General features: G+C 58.9%; 13 protein-coding genes. 1 reads left to right on the plus strand and 12 read right to left on the minus strand.

What is annotated here, in order from left to right; all coding sequences use genetic code 11:
- Positions 1 to 12 precede the first annotated feature (12 nt).
- The 6 genes from ACFQZG_RS19495 to spoIID all read right to left on the minus strand — a co-directional run bounded on the left by ACFQZG_RS19495 (position 13) and on the right by spoIID (position 5,924).
- Positions 13 to 876: a flagellar hook-basal body protein gene (locus ACFQZG_RS19495; RefSeq protein WP_378155517.1), complete on the minus strand. Its 864-nt coding sequence runs from the start codon at positions 874 to 876 to the stop codon at positions 13 to 15.
- A gap of 55 nt (positions 877 to 931) precedes the next feature.
- On the minus strand, positions 932 to 1,930 hold the full coding sequence (gene mreB / locus ACFQZG_RS19500; RefSeq protein WP_378155519.1) for a rod shape-determining protein MreB: 999 nt from the start codon (positions 1,928 to 1,930) through the stop codon (positions 932 to 934).
- A gap of 127 nt (positions 1,931 to 2,057) precedes the next feature.
- The gene (gene spoIIID / locus ACFQZG_RS19505; protein WP_027087171.1) at positions 2,058 to 2,345 is read right to left on the minus strand and encodes a sporulation transcriptional regulator SpoIIID; all 288 of its coding nucleotides are present in this window, start codon (positions 2,343 to 2,345) and stop codon (positions 2,058 to 2,060) included.
- Between the two features lie 170 nt (positions 2,346 to 2,515).
- Positions 2,516 to 3,652: an HD-GYP domain-containing protein gene (locus tag ACFQZG_RS19510; protein WP_378155521.1), complete on the minus strand. Its 1,137-nt coding sequence runs from the start codon at positions 3,650 to 3,652 to the stop codon at positions 2,516 to 2,518.
- A gap of 209 nt (positions 3,653 to 3,861) precedes the next feature.
- A complete protein-coding gene (locus tag ACFQZG_RS19515) occupies positions 3,862 to 4,599 on the minus strand; it encodes a peptidoglycan DD-metalloendopeptidase family protein (RefSeq protein ID WP_378155523.1) in 738 nt (245 codons plus the stop codon).
- Positions 4,600 to 4,682: 83 nt separating this feature from the next.
- Positions 4,683 to 5,924, minus strand: coding sequence for a stage II sporulation protein D (gene spoIID / locus ACFQZG_RS19520; RefSeq protein ID WP_378155525.1), 1,242 nt, complete (start codon positions 5,922 to 5,924; stop codon positions 4,683 to 4,685).
- A gap of 228 nt (positions 5,925 to 6,152) precedes the next feature.
- Between spoIID and ACFQZG_RS19525 the strand changes: the two genes are divergently transcribed.
- Positions 6,153 to 6,806 carry a hypothetical protein gene (locus ACFQZG_RS19525; protein WP_378155527.1) on the plus strand — a complete coding sequence of 218 codons (654 nt, stop codon included), beginning with the start codon at positions 6,153 to 6,155 and terminating at the stop codon, positions 6,804 to 6,806.
- 721 nt (positions 6,807 to 7,527) lie between these two features.
- Here the strand turns inward: ACFQZG_RS19525 and murA are convergent.
- The 6 genes from murA to nuoL form a co-directional block, all read right to left on the minus strand.
- Positions 7,528 to 8,946: a UDP-N-acetylglucosamine 1-carboxyvinyltransferase gene (gene murA, locus ACFQZG_RS19530; protein ID WP_378155529.1), complete on the minus strand. Its 1,419-nt coding sequence runs from the start codon at positions 8,944 to 8,946 to the stop codon at positions 7,528 to 7,530.
- Between the two features lie 230 nt (positions 8,947 to 9,176).
- Positions 9,177 to 9,434: a DUF1146 domain-containing protein gene (locus ACFQZG_RS19535; RefSeq protein WP_378155531.1), complete on the minus strand. Its 258-nt coding sequence runs from the start codon at positions 9,432 to 9,434 to the stop codon at positions 9,177 to 9,179.
- Between the two features lie 50 nt (positions 9,435 to 9,484).
- Positions 9,485 to 12,073, minus strand: coding sequence for a S8 family serine peptidase (locus tag ACFQZG_RS19540; protein WP_378155532.1), 2,589 nt, complete (start codon positions 12,071 to 12,073; stop codon positions 9,485 to 9,487).
- 250 nt (positions 12,074 to 12,323) lie between these two features.
- Positions 12,324 to 13,868 carry an NADH-quinone oxidoreductase subunit N gene (locus tag ACFQZG_RS19545; RefSeq protein ID WP_378155534.1) on the minus strand — a complete coding sequence of 515 codons (1,545 nt, stop codon included), beginning with the start codon at positions 13,866 to 13,868 and terminating at the stop codon, positions 12,324 to 12,326.
- A 1-nt stretch (position 13,869) separates the two neighbouring features.
- Positions 13,870 to 15,480, minus strand: coding sequence for a complex I subunit 4 family protein (locus ACFQZG_RS19550; protein ID WP_378155536.1), 1,611 nt, complete (start codon positions 15,478 to 15,480; stop codon positions 13,870 to 13,872).
- Positions 15,480 to 17,348 (minus strand): NADH-quinone oxidoreductase subunit L, encoded by a 1,869-nt coding sequence (nuoL, locus tag ACFQZG_RS19555; RefSeq protein ID WP_378155538.1) that lies wholly within the window; start codon positions 17,346 to 17,348, stop codon positions 15,480 to 15,482. Before nuoL ends, ACFQZG_RS19550 begins: the two co-directional genes overlap by 1 nt.

The raw sequence follows: 17,348 nt of genomic DNA on the forward strand, positions 1-17,348 counted from the left end.
TCGTTCCTCCTCTTATACGCGACCGACTTCGTTAACCGCTTTATCTAGGCTCTTGTCATAGAATTGGATGACCTTCTGGTTCGCTTCGTAAGCGCGAAGCGCCGACATGATGTCGACCGCCGATTGCGCCGTGTCCACGTTCGAGCGTTCCAAGAAGCCTTGGCGTACTTCTACCCGCTCGTCCGCTTCGATCTGGCGCATGCCTCCAGGCTCGCCTTCGTAGCGGAAGTTGCCGTCGCCTTCGCGAATGAGCTGGTTAGGGTTGTCCACCCGCATGATGCGCAATTGCGGATCGCCTTGGAGCGGCAAGCCCGTCCTGCCGTCGATGAGCGCGCCGATCGGCGTCACTTGGATCTGATCCCACGGAACGTTCACTTGGATAGGCTGTCCATCCGCGCCTAGAATCTGCATGCCGTCGGCATTGACCAGCGTGCCGTCCGGAGCCGTCTTGAAGCTGCCGTTGCGCGAATAGCGTTCGCCCTCCGGCGTCAAGACGCTGAAGTACGCTTGCGGCTGATACGTGACGTTGCCGTTCGCATCGATCGCCTTGCCCGATGCGTCGAATGCCATGCCGGGCACGAGAATGTCGGCGACGAGCGCCAAGTCCTGCGGACGATACGTCTGCTGCAGATCGCCTTGTCCCATCGATAACAGGTTCTCTTCCGCGAATACGCCCGTGCTCACCTTGCCGATCGTCCCGTTCGACGGATCGGGCCCGCCGAGCGCGGAGAGCAGCATATCGGGAAAAGAACGGGTGACCGCGTTCGAGCTCTTAAAGCCCGGGGTGTTGATGTTGGCGATGTTGTTCGTAACCGTATCGTGCCTGCGCTGCTGCGCCGCCATTCCAGATGCCGCGGTATACAAGCCTCTAAGCATGCGGATGCCTCCTTATGTCTTATCGGTGAAGTCGCGCGAGTAAGACTCGCTGCGATTAGCCCATTTTGCGGGTCATTTTATCCAAGTGGTCGAGCATGATGCCCGTGCCTTTGACGACGCAATGCATCGGGTCTTCGGCGATGAGCACCGGAACCTTGATCTCGTCGGCCAAGAGCGCGTCCAACCCGTCAAGAAGCGCGCCGCCGCCGGTCAGAATGACCCCGCGGTCGATAATGTCCGCGGACAGCTCCGGCGGCGTGCGCTCGAGTACGGTTTTGGCGGAAGAGACGATCGACATGACCGGCTCCCACAGCGCTTCGCGAACTTCGTCCGAGTGGATCGTGACGGTAAGCGGCAAGCCCGATACCATGTCCCGTCCGCGAATGTCCATCTCTTCGCGGCGTCCTCCGAGATGGACCGTTCCGATCTTGATCTTGATATCTTCGCTCGTGCGTTCGCCGATGAGCAGCTTGTATTTGTTCTTTATGTATTTCATGATCGCGGCGTCGAACTTGTCCCCTGCGACTTTAAGAGAAGAGGCGGTCACAACGTCGCCCATGGACAGCACGGCGACATCCGTTGTACCTCCGCCTATATCGACGACCATATTGCCGCTCGGTTGGAAAATATCCATGCCCGCACCGATCGCGGCCGCTTTCGCTTCTTCCTCTAAGAATACTTCTTTCGCCCCGCTGCGCTCCGCCGCTTCGCGGATCGCCTTCTGCTCGACGGACGTAATGTTCGACGGCGCGCAGATCAGAATGCGCGGCCGGCTATACCAGTTCCGTCCTCCGACGCGCTGGATGAACGCTTTCAACATCATATCGGTCACTTCGAAGTCGGCAATGACGCCGTCTCTCAGTGGACGAATCGCGATGATGTTGCCGGGCGTACGCCCGACCATGCGCCGTGCTTCCTCGCCGACCGCGAGAACCCTCTTCGTGTCGCTCTCGATCGCGACGACCGAAGGCTCGTCGAGTACGACGCCCTTGCCTTTCACATGTATGGATACGTTAGCCGTACCTAGATCGATTCCGATATCTTTGCTAAACATGCGTTTGGGATCCCTCACCACGTTTGGAATGTCTGCGACTGCGTCTGCGTTTGAAACGACATCGTAATAGTACATTATTCGCCACGATTAGAGCAAACCCTCTTTTCGTTCGACAAAATTCCAAAAATTATGCTTTGCCCGCCGTCATAACCTCCCGTTTCTTGATCGTCGTCTTCTTGTATTTGATCTTGGTTGCTTCTCCGCCGCGCAAGTGCCGAATCGACTTATGGTACTCCAAAATGTGTTTCACCTGGTCCGCTAAATCGGGGTTGATTTCCGGCAGCCTCTCCGTCAAATCTTTATGCACCGTGCTTTTGGAGACGCCGAATTCCTTGGCTATCGTGCGCACCGTATGGCGCGTCTCCACAATGCATCGGCCGATCTTGATCGTGCGTTCCTTGATATAATCGTGCACGCTCCCGCCTCCCTGCTGTGATTGATTGGTACAGTATATGAGGGGCGCGTTCACTTATTCTTTGTTGCCAAGCCTGACAAGCTAGGAAAGTCCCATTTCCTGCAACTTAAGCCCTACGTCAAAAAGCGGAAGGGGGGTCCCTTCCGCCTGCGAGCCGTTATTCGATTCGTTTAATTGCCTTGCTTGCCGGCGATTACGACGTTGTTAATCTCCTGCAAATCCAGCGCGTAAGGAACCTTCGCGACGGCGCCGTTCGCTTCGCAGAAAATTTGCACGACCGGACGGTTCATGGGACGACCTGCCGTCTCCAGTACGACGCCGATCTGTCCGGTGCTTAGCTTCACGACCGTTCCGACCGGATAGATGGTGAGAAATTTCAGGAACGTCTTCACGAGCGACAGATCGAAATCGTAGTTGCCGGAGGCGAACAGATACTCCGTCGCTTCGCCCGGCGCGAACGGCTTCCGATGATGCCGAGGGGAGATAAGCGCGTTGTAGACGTCGGCCAAGCCGACGATCTGCGCGAATTCCGGTATCGCCTCTTGCTTGACGCCGAGCGGATACCCTTCTCCGCGATAACGTTCGTGGTGCAAGAGCGCGACCTGCGCCGCTGCCGTCGGGACGTCCTTCATCGCCTTGAGTACCCGATAGCCTTCGGTCGTATGCTGCTTCATCATCTTCATTTCGGTTTCGCTAAGCTCCCGATTGACCTTCGTCAGCGCCATCGGCAGCCGAGTCATGCCGATGTCGCAGAACAACGCGCCGACGGTCAATTCATACAGCTTGGCGCTATCGAATTGCTTGGCGGCGGCGATCACGTCGGCGCATAAGGTTACGTTCATCGCATGCTGGAACTGCATCGGGTCGCTCAGCATCATGACGCCGAGCTCCTCCGCGAACGCGCGGTTGGAAGCGATCTCGTGCAAAACTTCGCGGAAGCTGTTGCGGAACGCCTCTTCCGGAACCGGCAGAATAATCCGATCCTGCATTAATCCCGTGGAAGCGAATTCCGTCACGAGCTTGACCGCGTTCTCGCGGGCCTTATCGTCGTTCTTCATTCTATCGATATCCGGGTGGAGCCACTCCGCGTCCGAGTAGATCGGACGGCCGCCGCGGTCCAAGATAGCGCCGGGTTGATTCGGCAACGCTTGAAGGTGGACGGCATTGATGCGAAGATTCCGCAGCCGGCTAATATATTGTTCCGTTAACACCGTGCCCGCTTCCAGCATCACGACGCCGCTGTGGTTATGCACCGCTTTGGCAAGCACGTCGCCTCTCTCCAACTCGGAAACCCCTACTAGTCTCATTAGTCACACCCTTCCTGCCTGCGTCCGTCCAGATCGCCGTATTCTTATGTAACAAATTATGCCATAGGGCCTAGTAACTTGTCGACGAAAGTCTCACTGATTCTATGATACTAATTGTAACATTAATAGGACTAAATTGCTACATCCTCACAATAAAAACCGCCCGCCTGCCTTTCGGCAAGCGGAGCGGTCGCGCGCGTTAGCGCCTATTATTCAGCTGCGGCAATCTTGGATGACGGGTTGATCGACTCGCCGTTGCTGCGAACCTCGAAGTGTACGTGGTACCCTTCGCCAGGCTCGGTTTGGCTTTGACCGGCAGCGCCGATCTTGTCGCCTTGCTCGATTTGGTCGCCGACTTTCACTTCGATGTTCGATAAGCTTTGGTACACCGTTACGAGGCCGTCCGCATGCTTGATTTCCACCTCGTAGTTGTTGCCCGGCGTTTGCTCCGCTACCGTGACTTCGCCGCTCATCGCGGCCAGCACGTCGAACGCTTTCGCGTCTTTGCGGGCCAGATCGACTCCGGTGTGCGGCGTGAAGGTACCGTTGTACTCGACCATGGCCGCTTCGCGTTGCTCCACCGATGCCGCTTGATCATAGTACGGCATAGTCGGCGTCATGTCTTCGATCTTGCTTACCGGCCAGCGCAGCGTCTCATTATTCGCTGCTGCAGGGGCGGCATCCGAGCCCGTCGGACTGTTCGTCGTATCGCCGTCGACTTCTGAGACTTCGGTTACGGTTTGCGCGGATTCATCCTTGTCCGTTCCCGAATACACCCAGAGAATCGCTACGATGATTGCTGCGGCGGCCATGTAAGCTGCAGGGAAAACCCAGCGTTTGGAGAGCAGCTTTTTGAAACCGGAAGGCCTGACAGCGGAAGACGATCCTACTACCGACTTGGAAGACTCTTCGATCTTGCGTGGCGTTTTGTTGTTTCCATCATTCATTGTTATCATCACCTCAGTAAGCCATTGTTACCAGGTGAGGACGTTTTATACGTATCCGCGTTGGAAGATTGCAATTTTTATAGTCAGGTATGGTCTACGGCGTCTTTTAGAATCTTCGAAGCTTCGGTAACCCGCGCCCCGGTATAGTAGTGCTCGACGATATCGTCGGCGTCGCTTCCGGCTTTCGCCATGCCTTCCGCCCCCCACTGGCTCATGCCGACTCCGTGGCCGTTTCCGTGCGTCTTAATCTTAACCTCGCCGTTAGCTACGTTCACGTCGAACGAGGCGGAACGCAGGCCAAGCTTGGCGCGAGCCTCTTCTCCCGTTATTTTGACGGAGCCGACCAGCAGAAGCTTCACCCGGCGCCCTTGCGTCCATTCGAGCACCCGGACGTTCGGCTTGCTCTTGCCGCGGCCGATCGCGGGGAGCGAATCTACGTCCAGCTTCTCGTAAAATCGTTGTAGCGGCATCGTCACCGTCTCCTCCGACGCATGCACGCTTTCCTTATCCCATGGACTAGGAACCGCTCGCAGATAGGGCAGCTTGTTCGGGAACACTTCCTCGGAATTTTCCGTATAGCCGTTGCTCGCGGAGAAGAACAGCGCTTCGATCGGCTCGCCGCTATAGGAGATGATGCTGTCTTTCGTTCGCTCGACTGCATTGCGCGCTTTGCGCAGACCGGACGCATTCATCTCTTGTAGCTCGGCGATGTTCGCTAGAGAGAGATAAGCTTGATGCGTCACTTGGTCGGTTACGAGCGCCTTGGCTCCAGGCACGCCGTCTCGGTTATCTGCGAGCAGCCTGCGCACGATATAGGTTCGCGCTGCCAGCGCCTGCGCTTCGAGCGCCGCCGGTTCGAAATCCAGCGGCATTTCCGCCGCGACGACGCCGAGCACGTATGTCTCTAGCGGCACAGTCTCCACGCTCTGCTTGTCCTTCAAGTAGACGCTAACGTTGGGATCGAGGCTGTCGGCCGGCGCGACCGCTTCGGCTTCGGCGGCCTGCTTCTTGTTCTCCGGTTGTTGCTTGGCCGCCGTTACCGCCGATTGCGGTTGCGCCGGCTGTCGCTGCGCAACGTCTCTCGCGGCGGTGCTCGAACTACCTTCGTCTGACGCCGACTCTCTCTTCGCTAACACCGCCGTCCGTTGCAGTTCAGAGTCGACGCTATATCGCGCGCTCTCTTTCCCCCCCGTATCCTGTCCCGCATGCACGACCATCCAACACGCCGCCGCCATGACCGCCCCGACCGCGAATCCGGTCCTGAGCACGCTCCACTTCAGCTCGCCGGATGGCAAACCCCATCTCTCTCTCAATCTTCCTTCCATCCCGCTCACCTCGCTCCATTCTCCAATGCTCTCAAATTATGCGACAAATAGAAGCGCTAGAACGAGATGAGGGTAAGTTCATTTTTATGCTATATTGCGAATGCTCCGCAACTGCGATATGCTATCCGTACACGCGTGAAGCACACCGTCCACTCCCCCTCCGGGGCGTCGGGCGGTTATTTTTTTGTCCGGGAGGATTCGGAGATGGCGAATTTCGAGAAGGCGTACATGGGGTGGTTCGAGAAGCACAAGTCCGAGGCAAAAGGCGAGCGATTGCGGCGACTGGTCAAGAAGCTCGGTTACGGCGAGAAGCTATTGTTGCAACAAGCTTGGTGGCCGGCGGTCGGGAATCTAGACCATCTTGTCCCGGAGTTTGAATTCATAGGCTTTGACGGCAAACATTATTTCATGGACTACGCTTACTTACAGCTGCCTAAGCCGACCGCTATGGAAGCGGATAGTTACGGCTCGCACGCACGGGATATAGATCGCGAAGAATTCTCTCGCGGATTAGACCGACAGAACGAAATCGTATTGACGAATTGGAACATTCTACGATTCTCGACGGACAAGTTGAAAGAGAATCCGACTGCCTGCCAACAGACGATTAAGCGGATGTTCGTTAGCTGGTATGGGGGCGAAGACGAAATGATGGCCGGCTTGAATATCTATCAGCGGGAGATCGTTCGGATCGCGCTGCGTTCGCCCGTTCCCTTCGCGCAAGAGGATATTCGTCTAGCCTTGGGCAAGGGAGAAACGTTTACCCGGGCACAGTTGCAAGAGCTTATCGTTAATGAAATCCTTGAGCCGGCTTATGACGGAGAACGCCAGCGTATTCATCGCTATCGGCTGAAAGCATCTGCTTTCCCCAACCTTCTATAATTTCTAGTTGCTCCAACCGTGCCTCGTAACGTTACAGCGGCGCGAAAGAGCAACGGATTACTCCAACCGCGCCTCGCAACGCTACAGCGACGCGAACGACCAACTGGTTACTCCAACCGCGCCTCGCAACGCTACAGCGGCGCGAACGACCAACTGGTTACTCCAACCGCGCCTCGCAACGTTACGGCGGCGCGAACGACCAACTGGTTACTCCAACCGTGCCTCGCAACGTTACAGCGGCGCGAAAAACCAACTGGATACTCCAACCGTGCCTCGTAACGTTACAACGGCGCGAAAACCAACTGGTTACTCCAACCGTGCCTCGCAACGCTACAGCGGCGCGAACGACCAACTGGTTACTCCAACCGTGCCTCGCAACGCTACAGCGGCGCGAAAAACCAACTGGTTACTCCAACCGCGCCTCGCAACGCTGCAGCGGCGTGAAAGACAAACTGGTTACTCCAGCCGTGCCTCGTAACGTTACAGCGGCGCGAAAGAGCAACGGGTTACTCCAACCGCGCCTCGCAACGCTACAGCGGCGCGAAAGACCAACGGGTTACTCCAACCGTGCCTCGCAACGCTACAGCGGCGCGAATGCAAACATGGTTGCTCCAACCGTGCCTCGTAACGTTACAGCGGCACGAATGCCCAACAACAACGAAAAATCCCCCTGCCCGAAGGCAGAGGGATAATATAAGGACAATGTACTCGCTTGCTCTTATTACGCTAACGTAGGCTGAATCTTCATCGCGCGGCCGAGTTCGGCCGAAGCGTGCGTCGGCGCAGGTGTCTGCACTGGCGCAACGGCACGCTGCTCCAACTGCTGCAGCAGCTTATCCGGCTGCAACGACTCCAGCTCCGCTTCCTCCAGCACTTCTTCCGGCGACGGCGCGCGATAGATATCCGCCCCGATCCCGGCAAGCTTGCTGACGAGGTCCATATAACCGCGCTCGATGTGGTGAATGCCGCCGACCTCGGTGCTTCCGTCGGCGACGAGCGCCGCGCAGATCAACGCCGCGCCCGCCCGAAGATCGGTCGCGCACACGCTGGCGCCGGACAGCTTCGAGCCGCCCGTTATGATCGCGGTACGTCCGTCGACCTTGATCTCCGCGCCCATCTTGGCGAGCTCCTCCACGTGCATGAAGCGATTCTCGAAGACGGTCTCCGTCACGATGCTCGTGCCTTCGGCGACGAGCAGGAGCGCCATCATCTGCGCCTGCATATCCGTCGGATAGCCCGGATAAGGCAGCGTCTTCACGTCGACGGCTTTCAGCGGATGCGTCGCGTTGACGCGGATGCCGTTCTCGTCGCAATCGATTCGAACGCCCATCTCTTCCAGCTTCGCGACGACGGGTCCAAGGTGATCGCGAATCGCGCCTTCGACATAGACGTCTCCGCCCGTAATGGCCGCCGCGATCATATAAGTACCCGCTTCCACGCGGTCCGGAATGACATGGTGCTCGACGCCGCGCAGACGCTCGACGCCTTCGATCCGAATGACGCCCGTTCCGGCTCCGCGGACTTTTCCGCCCATGCTATTCAGGAAATTCGCCAGATCGACGATTTCCGGTTCTTTTGCTGCATTTTCAATAATGGTCGTGCCCTCCGCCGTAGCGGCCGCCATCATAATGTTCTCGGTCGCGCCGACGCTGGCGATATCCAGATAGATTCTGGCGCCGCGCAGCTTGCCGTTCACGCTCGCTTCGATAGTGCCTTGACCGAATCCGATCTCCGCTCCCATCGCTTCGAAACCTTTCAAATGCTGGTCGATCGGACGCGTGCCGATCGCGCAGCCCCCTGGAAGAGAAATCCTTACTTTGCCTAGCCGGGCCAATAACGGACCCATGACCAAGAACGAAGCTCGCATTTTCCTGACTAACTCGTAAGGCGCTTCATACGAAATCAACGATTCAGCTTGTAAGCGGACGCTGCCGTCGCTTTGCTGCGCGTGAACCCCCAAAGCCGCGAGCACTTGCAGGATATTCTTCACATCGTCCAGGGCAGGCACGTCATGAATGACGCTGGATCCTTCTTCCGCCAATAATGCGGCCGCAAGGATCGGAAGGACAGAATTTTTGGCGCCGTGCACGCGAACCGTGCCTTGTAAGGTACGTCCGCCGCGGACGATGATTTTGCTCATGGGTGGTTCCCTCCGCGCGTTATAGATTCATTCCGAAGCTGCATGCTTCAGACCAACCCCGAAAAACCCAAATTCCATCATACCACTGGGAATATGGTGATACAAGCGGCAAATTCTGCCGATTTACGACTCCGTTCGACGCCGTTCTTGCGTATCTACGTAGACAGGCGATACGATCCCGTTATGTTTCATTGTGAGCATTCCGTCTCCGCGTTATGCGGGACGCGCGATTATGCCGCGCCGAACAGCCACTTTACCGTGCCGGCCCAAGTCCAATAATCCAGAACGAACCGCGCCGCGGAATGGCCGAGCACGATCGCGATCAGCAATTGCAGCAGCCTGGCTCTCGGGCTTCTAGGGTGTTTGACGAACCTGTCGAAGTTCACTTCGTGCAGGACGAACCAAGCGACGGCCACGCAACCCAACGTTACGAATATCGAGAAAATACCGTTCCATCCCACTGTCGCGAGTACGTCCGATTGATCCATGTGCAGCATCCATTCCTTCGACTAGTTGTTCGCGCGACGTCGCGTCGGCATCACGTTGCCCTCGCGAGCAGCTTCGCCAACAATACTGACCATTCCGCCCGGGTAATCGTTGCGTTCGGTTTGAAATTTCCGTCCGGATATCCGCTCAGCCAATGCTGTTCCGAGAGAACTTCCACCGTGGATGCTAGCGCATCGTTCGCTGGAATATCCTTGAACACTTGCTTCGGCTGCTTCGGCAAGTCGAGCGCGAGCGCCGCGGCGAACAACGCTGCCGCTTCCCCGCGCGTAATCGCTTGCTCCGGACGGAGAAGCGCGCCTCCGTACAGCCCGAGCCATCCCGCTTGATCCGCCTTGGCAATCGGATCGTAGAGCCAGCTATTCGCGGGAATGTCCTTGAAGCGTACTTTCGCCGTCCGCTTCTGCAGTTCGTGCGCGCGCGCGAGCGTCGCGATCGATTCGCCTCGGTTCAGTGCCGCGGACGGTTGGAACCGCCCGTCGGGATAACCGTTCATCCAACCTGCCTTGACAAGCGATTGTATGCTCGAGCTGGCCCATCGATGACCGGCCAGATCGGCGAACGGATCCGAAGTCGTCTCCGCCCTTACGGTCAACCGATACGCTTCGTTCTGCCCGGCGCGGTTCGCGCCTACGGAGACGTAATACGTGCCGGCCTCCAGCACGCGCTCTCCGTTAAGCTCGCTAAGACCGTCCGCATTGCGCCACTTGTTTAGCGTTTGCTGTTTGCGATCCCTTAATTCGACCGAGAAAGCCGTGTCGGACGGTATTCCGCCGAGCGACACGCCGACTTTACGCCGATCGTTCAACGTAAATTTGTACCAATCCACGTCGTTGACAGGAGTTATTAACCCTTCGTACGACTCTCCAAACTGTAGCGGAGTGGCTTCGACCGGACCGTCGTTCGGTTCATAAGGGTCTTCGTATTGGGTAATATATTCCAACTGCACGGTATACGTCCCGATGACAGGCTCCGGATTTGCGGATACCGCGTTCATGATTCGAATGTAGTACTTACCGGCTTTCGCATGCTTGACGAACAGCTGCTCGCTGCCGCCGTCTCCGCGCTCGTCCGCGAGCGTCATGCCGCCCCCCGCGGGCTGTATCATGAGCGCGAGATCGATGCGCGCCGTGTCCGTCGTCGCCGATAACGTAAGATCGCCGTCCTTCGGCAGCGTAACGGCTGTCCAATCCTGATCGCCCCGCTGATGGAACGTCCCCGTCCATTGCTGAGAGCGGGGCGGCATCGTATAAGCTGTCGCGGCGGCATCGTTCGGCTCGCGCGCGTCGGCCGCTATGACGAAATCCGACGTAAGACGGTATGCCGGATACGCTTTGCTCGCGCTGGCGCCGGCCGCTTTCGTCGCCCGCAGCCAGTAGCGCCCCTTGGAGACGCGCCACTCGCTCGCCGCGCCGTCCGCCCCGTCGACCTCGGCAAGCGCCGAGATGCTCTGGGAGCCGTATAGCGCCAGCGCTACGCCGGTTCCGCGAACGCTCAACGTGCCTGCATGCGGCATGTCGAGCGCGTACCAATCGGCGTCGTTCGCGCCGCTCCAAGCTCCGGCGGCTTCCTTGCCTAGCGGGAACGTCGCGGCTTGCTCCCGCGAGTCGTTCGGCTCCCGCCAATCGGCCGTCGCTTCCTCGTCCAAGGCGCGGCTCGCCGATAAGAAACCGAATCCGACGTTCCGGTTCCAGTCCGCTGAGGTCGGTTTAACCGCCGCGGCCCGCAATGCTTCGCGAAGCTGCAGCGGACTCCAATCCGGGTGAGCGGCCATCAGCATCGCCGCCGCTGCCGCGACTTGCGGCGCCCCCATCGAGCTGCCCGCCATCGAGACGCGGCCGCCGCCGATCGCGAGCGTATCGACCGTCCATGACGCGCTGAGGTCGATTTCCGGTCCTGGCGTCGACTGCGTTACCGGCTTCAGCCCATCCGAGCCGGAGACTGCCAACACGCTTGCGTACGCCGCCGGATATTGCACGGTTGCCCTCGTTCCCAACGTGGCCGCGTCGTTGCCGCTGGCGGCGACGAGCAGCACGCCTTTGCTCTCCGCTTCCGCGACGGCATCTCGCAGCCGCGGAGCGTCGCGGCGCAACCCGAGCGACAGCACGACGATATCCGCCCCCTGCGATACGGCGTAGTCGATCGCTTGCGTCAGCTTCGATTCGTCGCCCGAGCCGTTCTGGTCGAGCGCCTTGATCGGCAATATCCGCCCCTTCCACTTCGTCTTGCCCGAAGCCGTTCCCGCTTCCGCGACCGCGGCGATGATACCGGCTACGGCAGTACCGTGTCCGTTATCGTCCTGAGGCGGCCGGTTCGCGTTGACGAGATTCTTACCTGGGAGGAGGTAAGACTTCAGCGCGGGATGATTGAAGTCGACGCCGGTATCGACGACGGCGATCGTCGCGTTCACTTCGGCGGGCGACGCGGCCCACGCTTCGATGAAGCCGGATTCCTTCAGGAACGCGGCTTTATCCGACGAGGACGCGGCTTCCAATGCTTGTATTGCGGTTACGGACGATATGCCTACTTCCATTGCCGAGACTGAACGTTCGCTCGCGATCCCTTGCGGCATGATCAGCATCGCGGCGCTGCACACGGCGATGACGGACAGCGCGAATCGCACCCTCCGACGCGTCGTGGCTATGGGCACATCGAAGCTACTTTTCATTCCAACCACGCTTTCAGGGATTGCATAAGGTATACATATCCCATTCGATTTTCGACAGCAATTCCCTTCTTTCATCATCAAAATCGGGTCTTAGGTCACGCAACATGCCTTTTTGACTATACACTCCCCTTCAATCGCCCATGAGATGGAAAAGCCGCCCAAGGCACGAACGCATGCCTCGGGCAGCCATTAGTTTCGCTTGCGGTTAACCGACGAGCATGTCGAACTGCAACGAGAACAGTTGGCCGATCCCTTCCAGAATCGGCTTCGGGAAGAAGCCGAGCGCCAGCGTTCCCGCTACGCACAGCCAAATGCAGATCGTCGCGGGAGCCGTCATCCGTAATCCGGAATCGATGTCCCCGCCGCGAAGATACATTTGACGAATGAACGCGAAGTAGACCGCATAGGACACGACCGTCGTGACGAGGAGGACTGCCGCGAGCCAATACGTCTTCGTCTGTACCGTCCCGAACAGGATGAACAGCTTCCCGAAGAAGCCGCCCGTAACCGGCAGGCCTGCGAGCGAGCAGAGCAGCACCGTCATCGCGGCGGCCGTCCAAGGCGCCCGATGATAGAGCCCGGCGAAGCCGGATATCGTCTCGTTGCCCGTATCCCGCGATACGATCGTCAGCACCGCGAAGGCGCCGATATTCATGAGCGCGTAGGCGATGAAGTAGTAGAAGAACTCCTCGAACATCGACGAGTGAAGCGGCGAAAGCCCGAGCACGAGCGGCGTCAGAAGAATGCCGGCGTTCGCGACGCCGGACAGCGCGAGCAACCGCTTGACGTTGCGTTGGCGCAGCGCGCCGGCCGTGCCGACGATCATCGCGGCCGCGGCCAGCACGGCGAGCGCGAGGAAGATATCGTCGTTCATGACGCTGTCGGAACCGAACATGAAATACGTTGCGAACAGGAAGAAGATCCGGTATAGCATCGCGAACGCGGCGCCTTTGGCGACGACGCCCAGGAAGGCGGTCACCGGCGTCGGGGCGCCTTGGTACACGTCCGATGCCCAGGCGTGGAACGGCGCGAGCGCCAGCTTCGCCGCGAACCCCGCGATCATGAGGAAGAAGCCGACGTAGAGCAGCGCTTCGCTCGTCTGCATCGCCGCGTCCATCCCCTTGAGCATTTCGGGCAGTCTCGTGCTTCCGGTCGCGCCGTAGAGGAACGACATGCCGTACAGGATGAACGCGGAGGCGACCCCGCCGGTCACGACGTACTTGAAGGCGGCCTCGCTCGAGGCGCTCGAGCGCTTGCGCGCCGCTACGAGAATGTAAGACGTAATGCTGAGCAGTTCCAATCCGACGAACAGCGTAATCAAGTCGCCCGACGACGACATGACCATCGCTCCGAGCACCGCCGGGAGAACGAGATAATACATCTCGCCTTTGATCGGCACGTCCTCGTCCCGCACGGAACCGAGCGAGAACAGCACGATGAATGCCGATGCCCCGATGAAGGCGAGCTTGAGCAGGTTGCCGAAGTCGTCGATTCGATAACTGCCGCCGACCAAGCTATACACTTCGTCGCCGGCCGCGCCGACGCCGTTCTTCAGATCGACCATGAGCAGAACCACGAACGCGGCCGCCGCCAGCAAGCCCGCCAGCGTCAGCCAACCGATCACGTCGCGGTTTGCCCGCTTCGGCAAGATCAGATCGATGACCGCGAGCACGATCGTGAATATCGACAACGTTATCTCGGGGGACAAATACCACGTATCGCTCCACGATAAAGTCTGCAAAGCTTCCATGTTAGCCCCCCATCCTCGAGTGAAGTTGTTGAAGCAGACCGTTGAATCCGTTCTGCATCACGTCCGTCAAGATGGACGGGTATACGCCGAGCAGCACGATCAGCGCGGCGAGGGCGATCATCGGCAGCGCCTCGATGAAGCGCGCGTCCTTCATGTTCGCGAATTGCGCCGGCAAACTGCCGTACGTAATATTCAATACGCTGCGCAGAACGTACACGGCGGCGAACAGAATGCCGAGCACGCCGATCGAGGTAATCCATTTCATCGATCCGAACAGGCCGAGGAACGACAGGAATTCTCCGATGAACCCGGATAGTCCCGGCAAGCCTAACGATGCGAGGCCCGCCAAGAGCAGCATGCCGGACATGAACGGCACCGCCTTGGCCAATCCCCCGAGCTCGTCGAGCTGCGTCGTGTTCGTTCGCTCGTACAGACTGCCGACGATCAGGAACAGGAGCGCCGAGATCAGTCCGTGCGACACCGATTGATAGATCGCGCCTTGGAAGCCGACCTCCTCGAGCGACGCGATGCCAAGGAGCACGATACCCATGTGGCTTATGCTCGAGTAAGCGAGGACGAGCTTGAATTCCTTCTGCACGCAGGCCAGTATCGCGCCGTACAGGATGTTGATGACGCCCAATATGGCGATTACCGTCGACCAATCGTGTAATTGCGCGGGAAATAAACACGCGCCGAATCGAATGATGCCGTATACGCCCATTTTGAGCAGAATGCCGGAGTGAATCATGACGATCGAAGGCGGCGCTTCCGCATGCACGCGAAGCATCCACGTATGGAACGGGAAGATCGGCACCTTGATGCCGAACGCGATCAAGAGCAGCACGAACGCGCCCCATCGCATATTCTCGCTCAATAGGAAGTCCGCCTGCCCCGCTTGATCGGCGGATAGGTTCGCCAACGCTTGCGGGTCGGCCATATTCGCCAGCAGGACGTCGTAATTGCCGCTGAACGTAACCGCGCCGCCTTCCGCCGCGCCGAAGCCCAGCGTCGCGATCAGCATGAGGAACGCCAGCAGCATCGCCGCGGAGCCGAGGCCGTTGTAGATCAGGAAGCGCGTCGCCGCCTTCTCCCGGTCGTAATAGCCCCAGATGCCGATCAAGAAGAACATCGGAATAAGCGTGACCTCGAAGAAGATGAAGAACAAGATCAGGTCCCTTGCCAGGAACACGCCGTAGATGCCCGTCAAGAGCAGCAGGAACAGGAAGTAGAACGTCTTCCACCGCTTGCGGATATGAACGGTCGCGAGCGAAGCCATCGTCGACACGATTCCCGTGAGCAGCAGTAACGGCATCGAGATCCCGTCGACGGCCAGATGATAATCGAAGCCAAGCAACGACGACGAATAGCCTTGCAGCAGCTCCATGTTAAGCGGAATCGTGAGCCACGTCTCATGCTCCGTATAGACGGCACCGCCGATAGAAGGCTGATAGGCGGCGAACAGCCACAGCGTGAGCGCGAGCGGAATGACGGTGAACGCGATCGCCGTCAGGCGAAGCCACTGGCTGCGCTGCCCCGGCAACAACAGGACGATCAGAGCGCCGATAAGCGGCGTGAAAATAATGAGCGAGAGAATCGGTACGTTGTCCAGCATTACCAGAACCTCCTTCCCGCGATGGCGAGCGCCAGGATGACGATTCCGATGAGCGCCGTGAGCGCGTAGGCTTGCACTTGCCCGCCTTGCAGACGCGAGTTCAGCCGACCGAGCGCGTTCGTCGAGTAGCCGGCGAGGCGAACGACGCCGTCGACGATATAATCGTCGAACGCTTGAAGCGCTCGGCCGAAGCCTTGCAGCGGCTTCACGAAGACGGCGTTGTACAGTTCGTCGATATAATATTTGCGCTCAAGAACTTTGACCAAGCCGGGCGCGCGGGAGGAGACGGCATCCCTGCGAACGGTCCCTTTGACGTAGACGAGCCATCCGATGTAGATGCCGAGCAAGCCGACCGCGATCGAGACGACCATGACGAGACCGGTGGAATGATGCTCCTCGGCCGTTCCCGTCAGCCACTCGCCGAGCCAACCGCCCCACGGCGTCTCCACGAAGCCCGCGACGACCGACAGCAGCGCCAGCACGATGAGCGGAATCGTCATGACCGAAGGCGATTCGTGCGCGTGGCTGCCTTCCTTCGGCTTGCCGGCGAAGACGAGGAAATACAATCTAGCCATATACAGAGCCGTGAAGAACGCAGCGACGACGCCGACCGCGAACAAGATCACGTTGTCGTGGAGCGCGGCTGCCAAGATCGCGTCCTTGGACCAGAAGCCGGCGAACGGCGGAATGCCCGACAGCGCTAGCGCGCCTATGCCGAACGTCCAAGCCGTGATCTTCATCGACTTGCCGAGTCCGCCCATCTCCCGGATGTCCTGCGTATGGGCGCCGTGAATGACGCTGCCCGCGCCGAGGAACAAGAGCGCCTTGAAGAAGGCGTGGGTGAACAGGTGGAACATCGCCCCGGTTATCGATCCGACGCCGAGGGCGAGCATCATGTAGCCGAGTTGGCTGACCGTCGAGTAAGCAAGTATTCGCTTGATGTCGTTCTGCGCCAGGCCGATCGAAGACGCGAAGATCGCCGTGAAGGCGCCGACGATCGCGACCGTCGTCATCGCCGCTTCCGATGCCTGGAAGATATCGAACGTCCGGGCGACGAGGAACACGCCGGCCGCGACCATCGTCGCCGCATGGATGAGCGCGCTGATCGGCGTCGGCCCTTCCATCGCGTCGGGCAACCACGTATGTAACGGGAATTGCCCCGACTTGCCTACCGCGCCCAAGAAGATGAGCAGCGCGATGAGCGTCGTGATGCCGACCGAGATGACGCCGCCGGAAGTGCCGAAGACGTTATGGATCGACGTGAAGTCGAGCGCGTGGTCGGGCATGTACCAGAAGAGAAGGAGCAAGGCGATGAGCAAGCCCAGATCGCCGATTCTCGTCACGATGAACGCCTTCTTCGCGGCAGCCTTCGCCTCCGGTTTCGTGAACCAGAAGCCGACCAGCAGGAAGGAGCACACCCCGACGAGCTCCCAGAAAATATAGAACGTGAGCAGATTATCGGACAAGACGAGCGCGAGCATCGAGAAAGTGAACAGCGAGACGTACGCGTAGAACGTCGATATCCGCTCGTCGTCCTTCATATAACCTTGCGAATAGAGATTGACGAGGAAGCCGACGAGCGTCACGACGACGAGCATCAGCGACGTCAGATTCGTAACTTCGAAGCCCGCGCTAAGCTTCAGCGCGCCGACCTGAAGCCAATCGATCTGCTTGCTGTAATCGTCCGCGTTGCCGGACAATCTCTCGCCGGCGATGCATACCGCCATGACGAGCGAAGCAAGCGCAGCGAGCGTGCCGATCCATGGGCCGATCGTCTTCGCCCCTCTGCCCATCGCCGTCAGAACGGCGAATGCCGCCAGCGGGAATAGCGGAACGAGCCAGGCGTATTCCGCGAAAGAGGTGTTCAT

Source organism: Cohnella sp. GCM10027633 (genome assembly GCF_042675445.1).
Lineage (GTDB): Bacteria > Bacillota > Bacilli > Paenibacillales > Paenibacillaceae > Cohnella.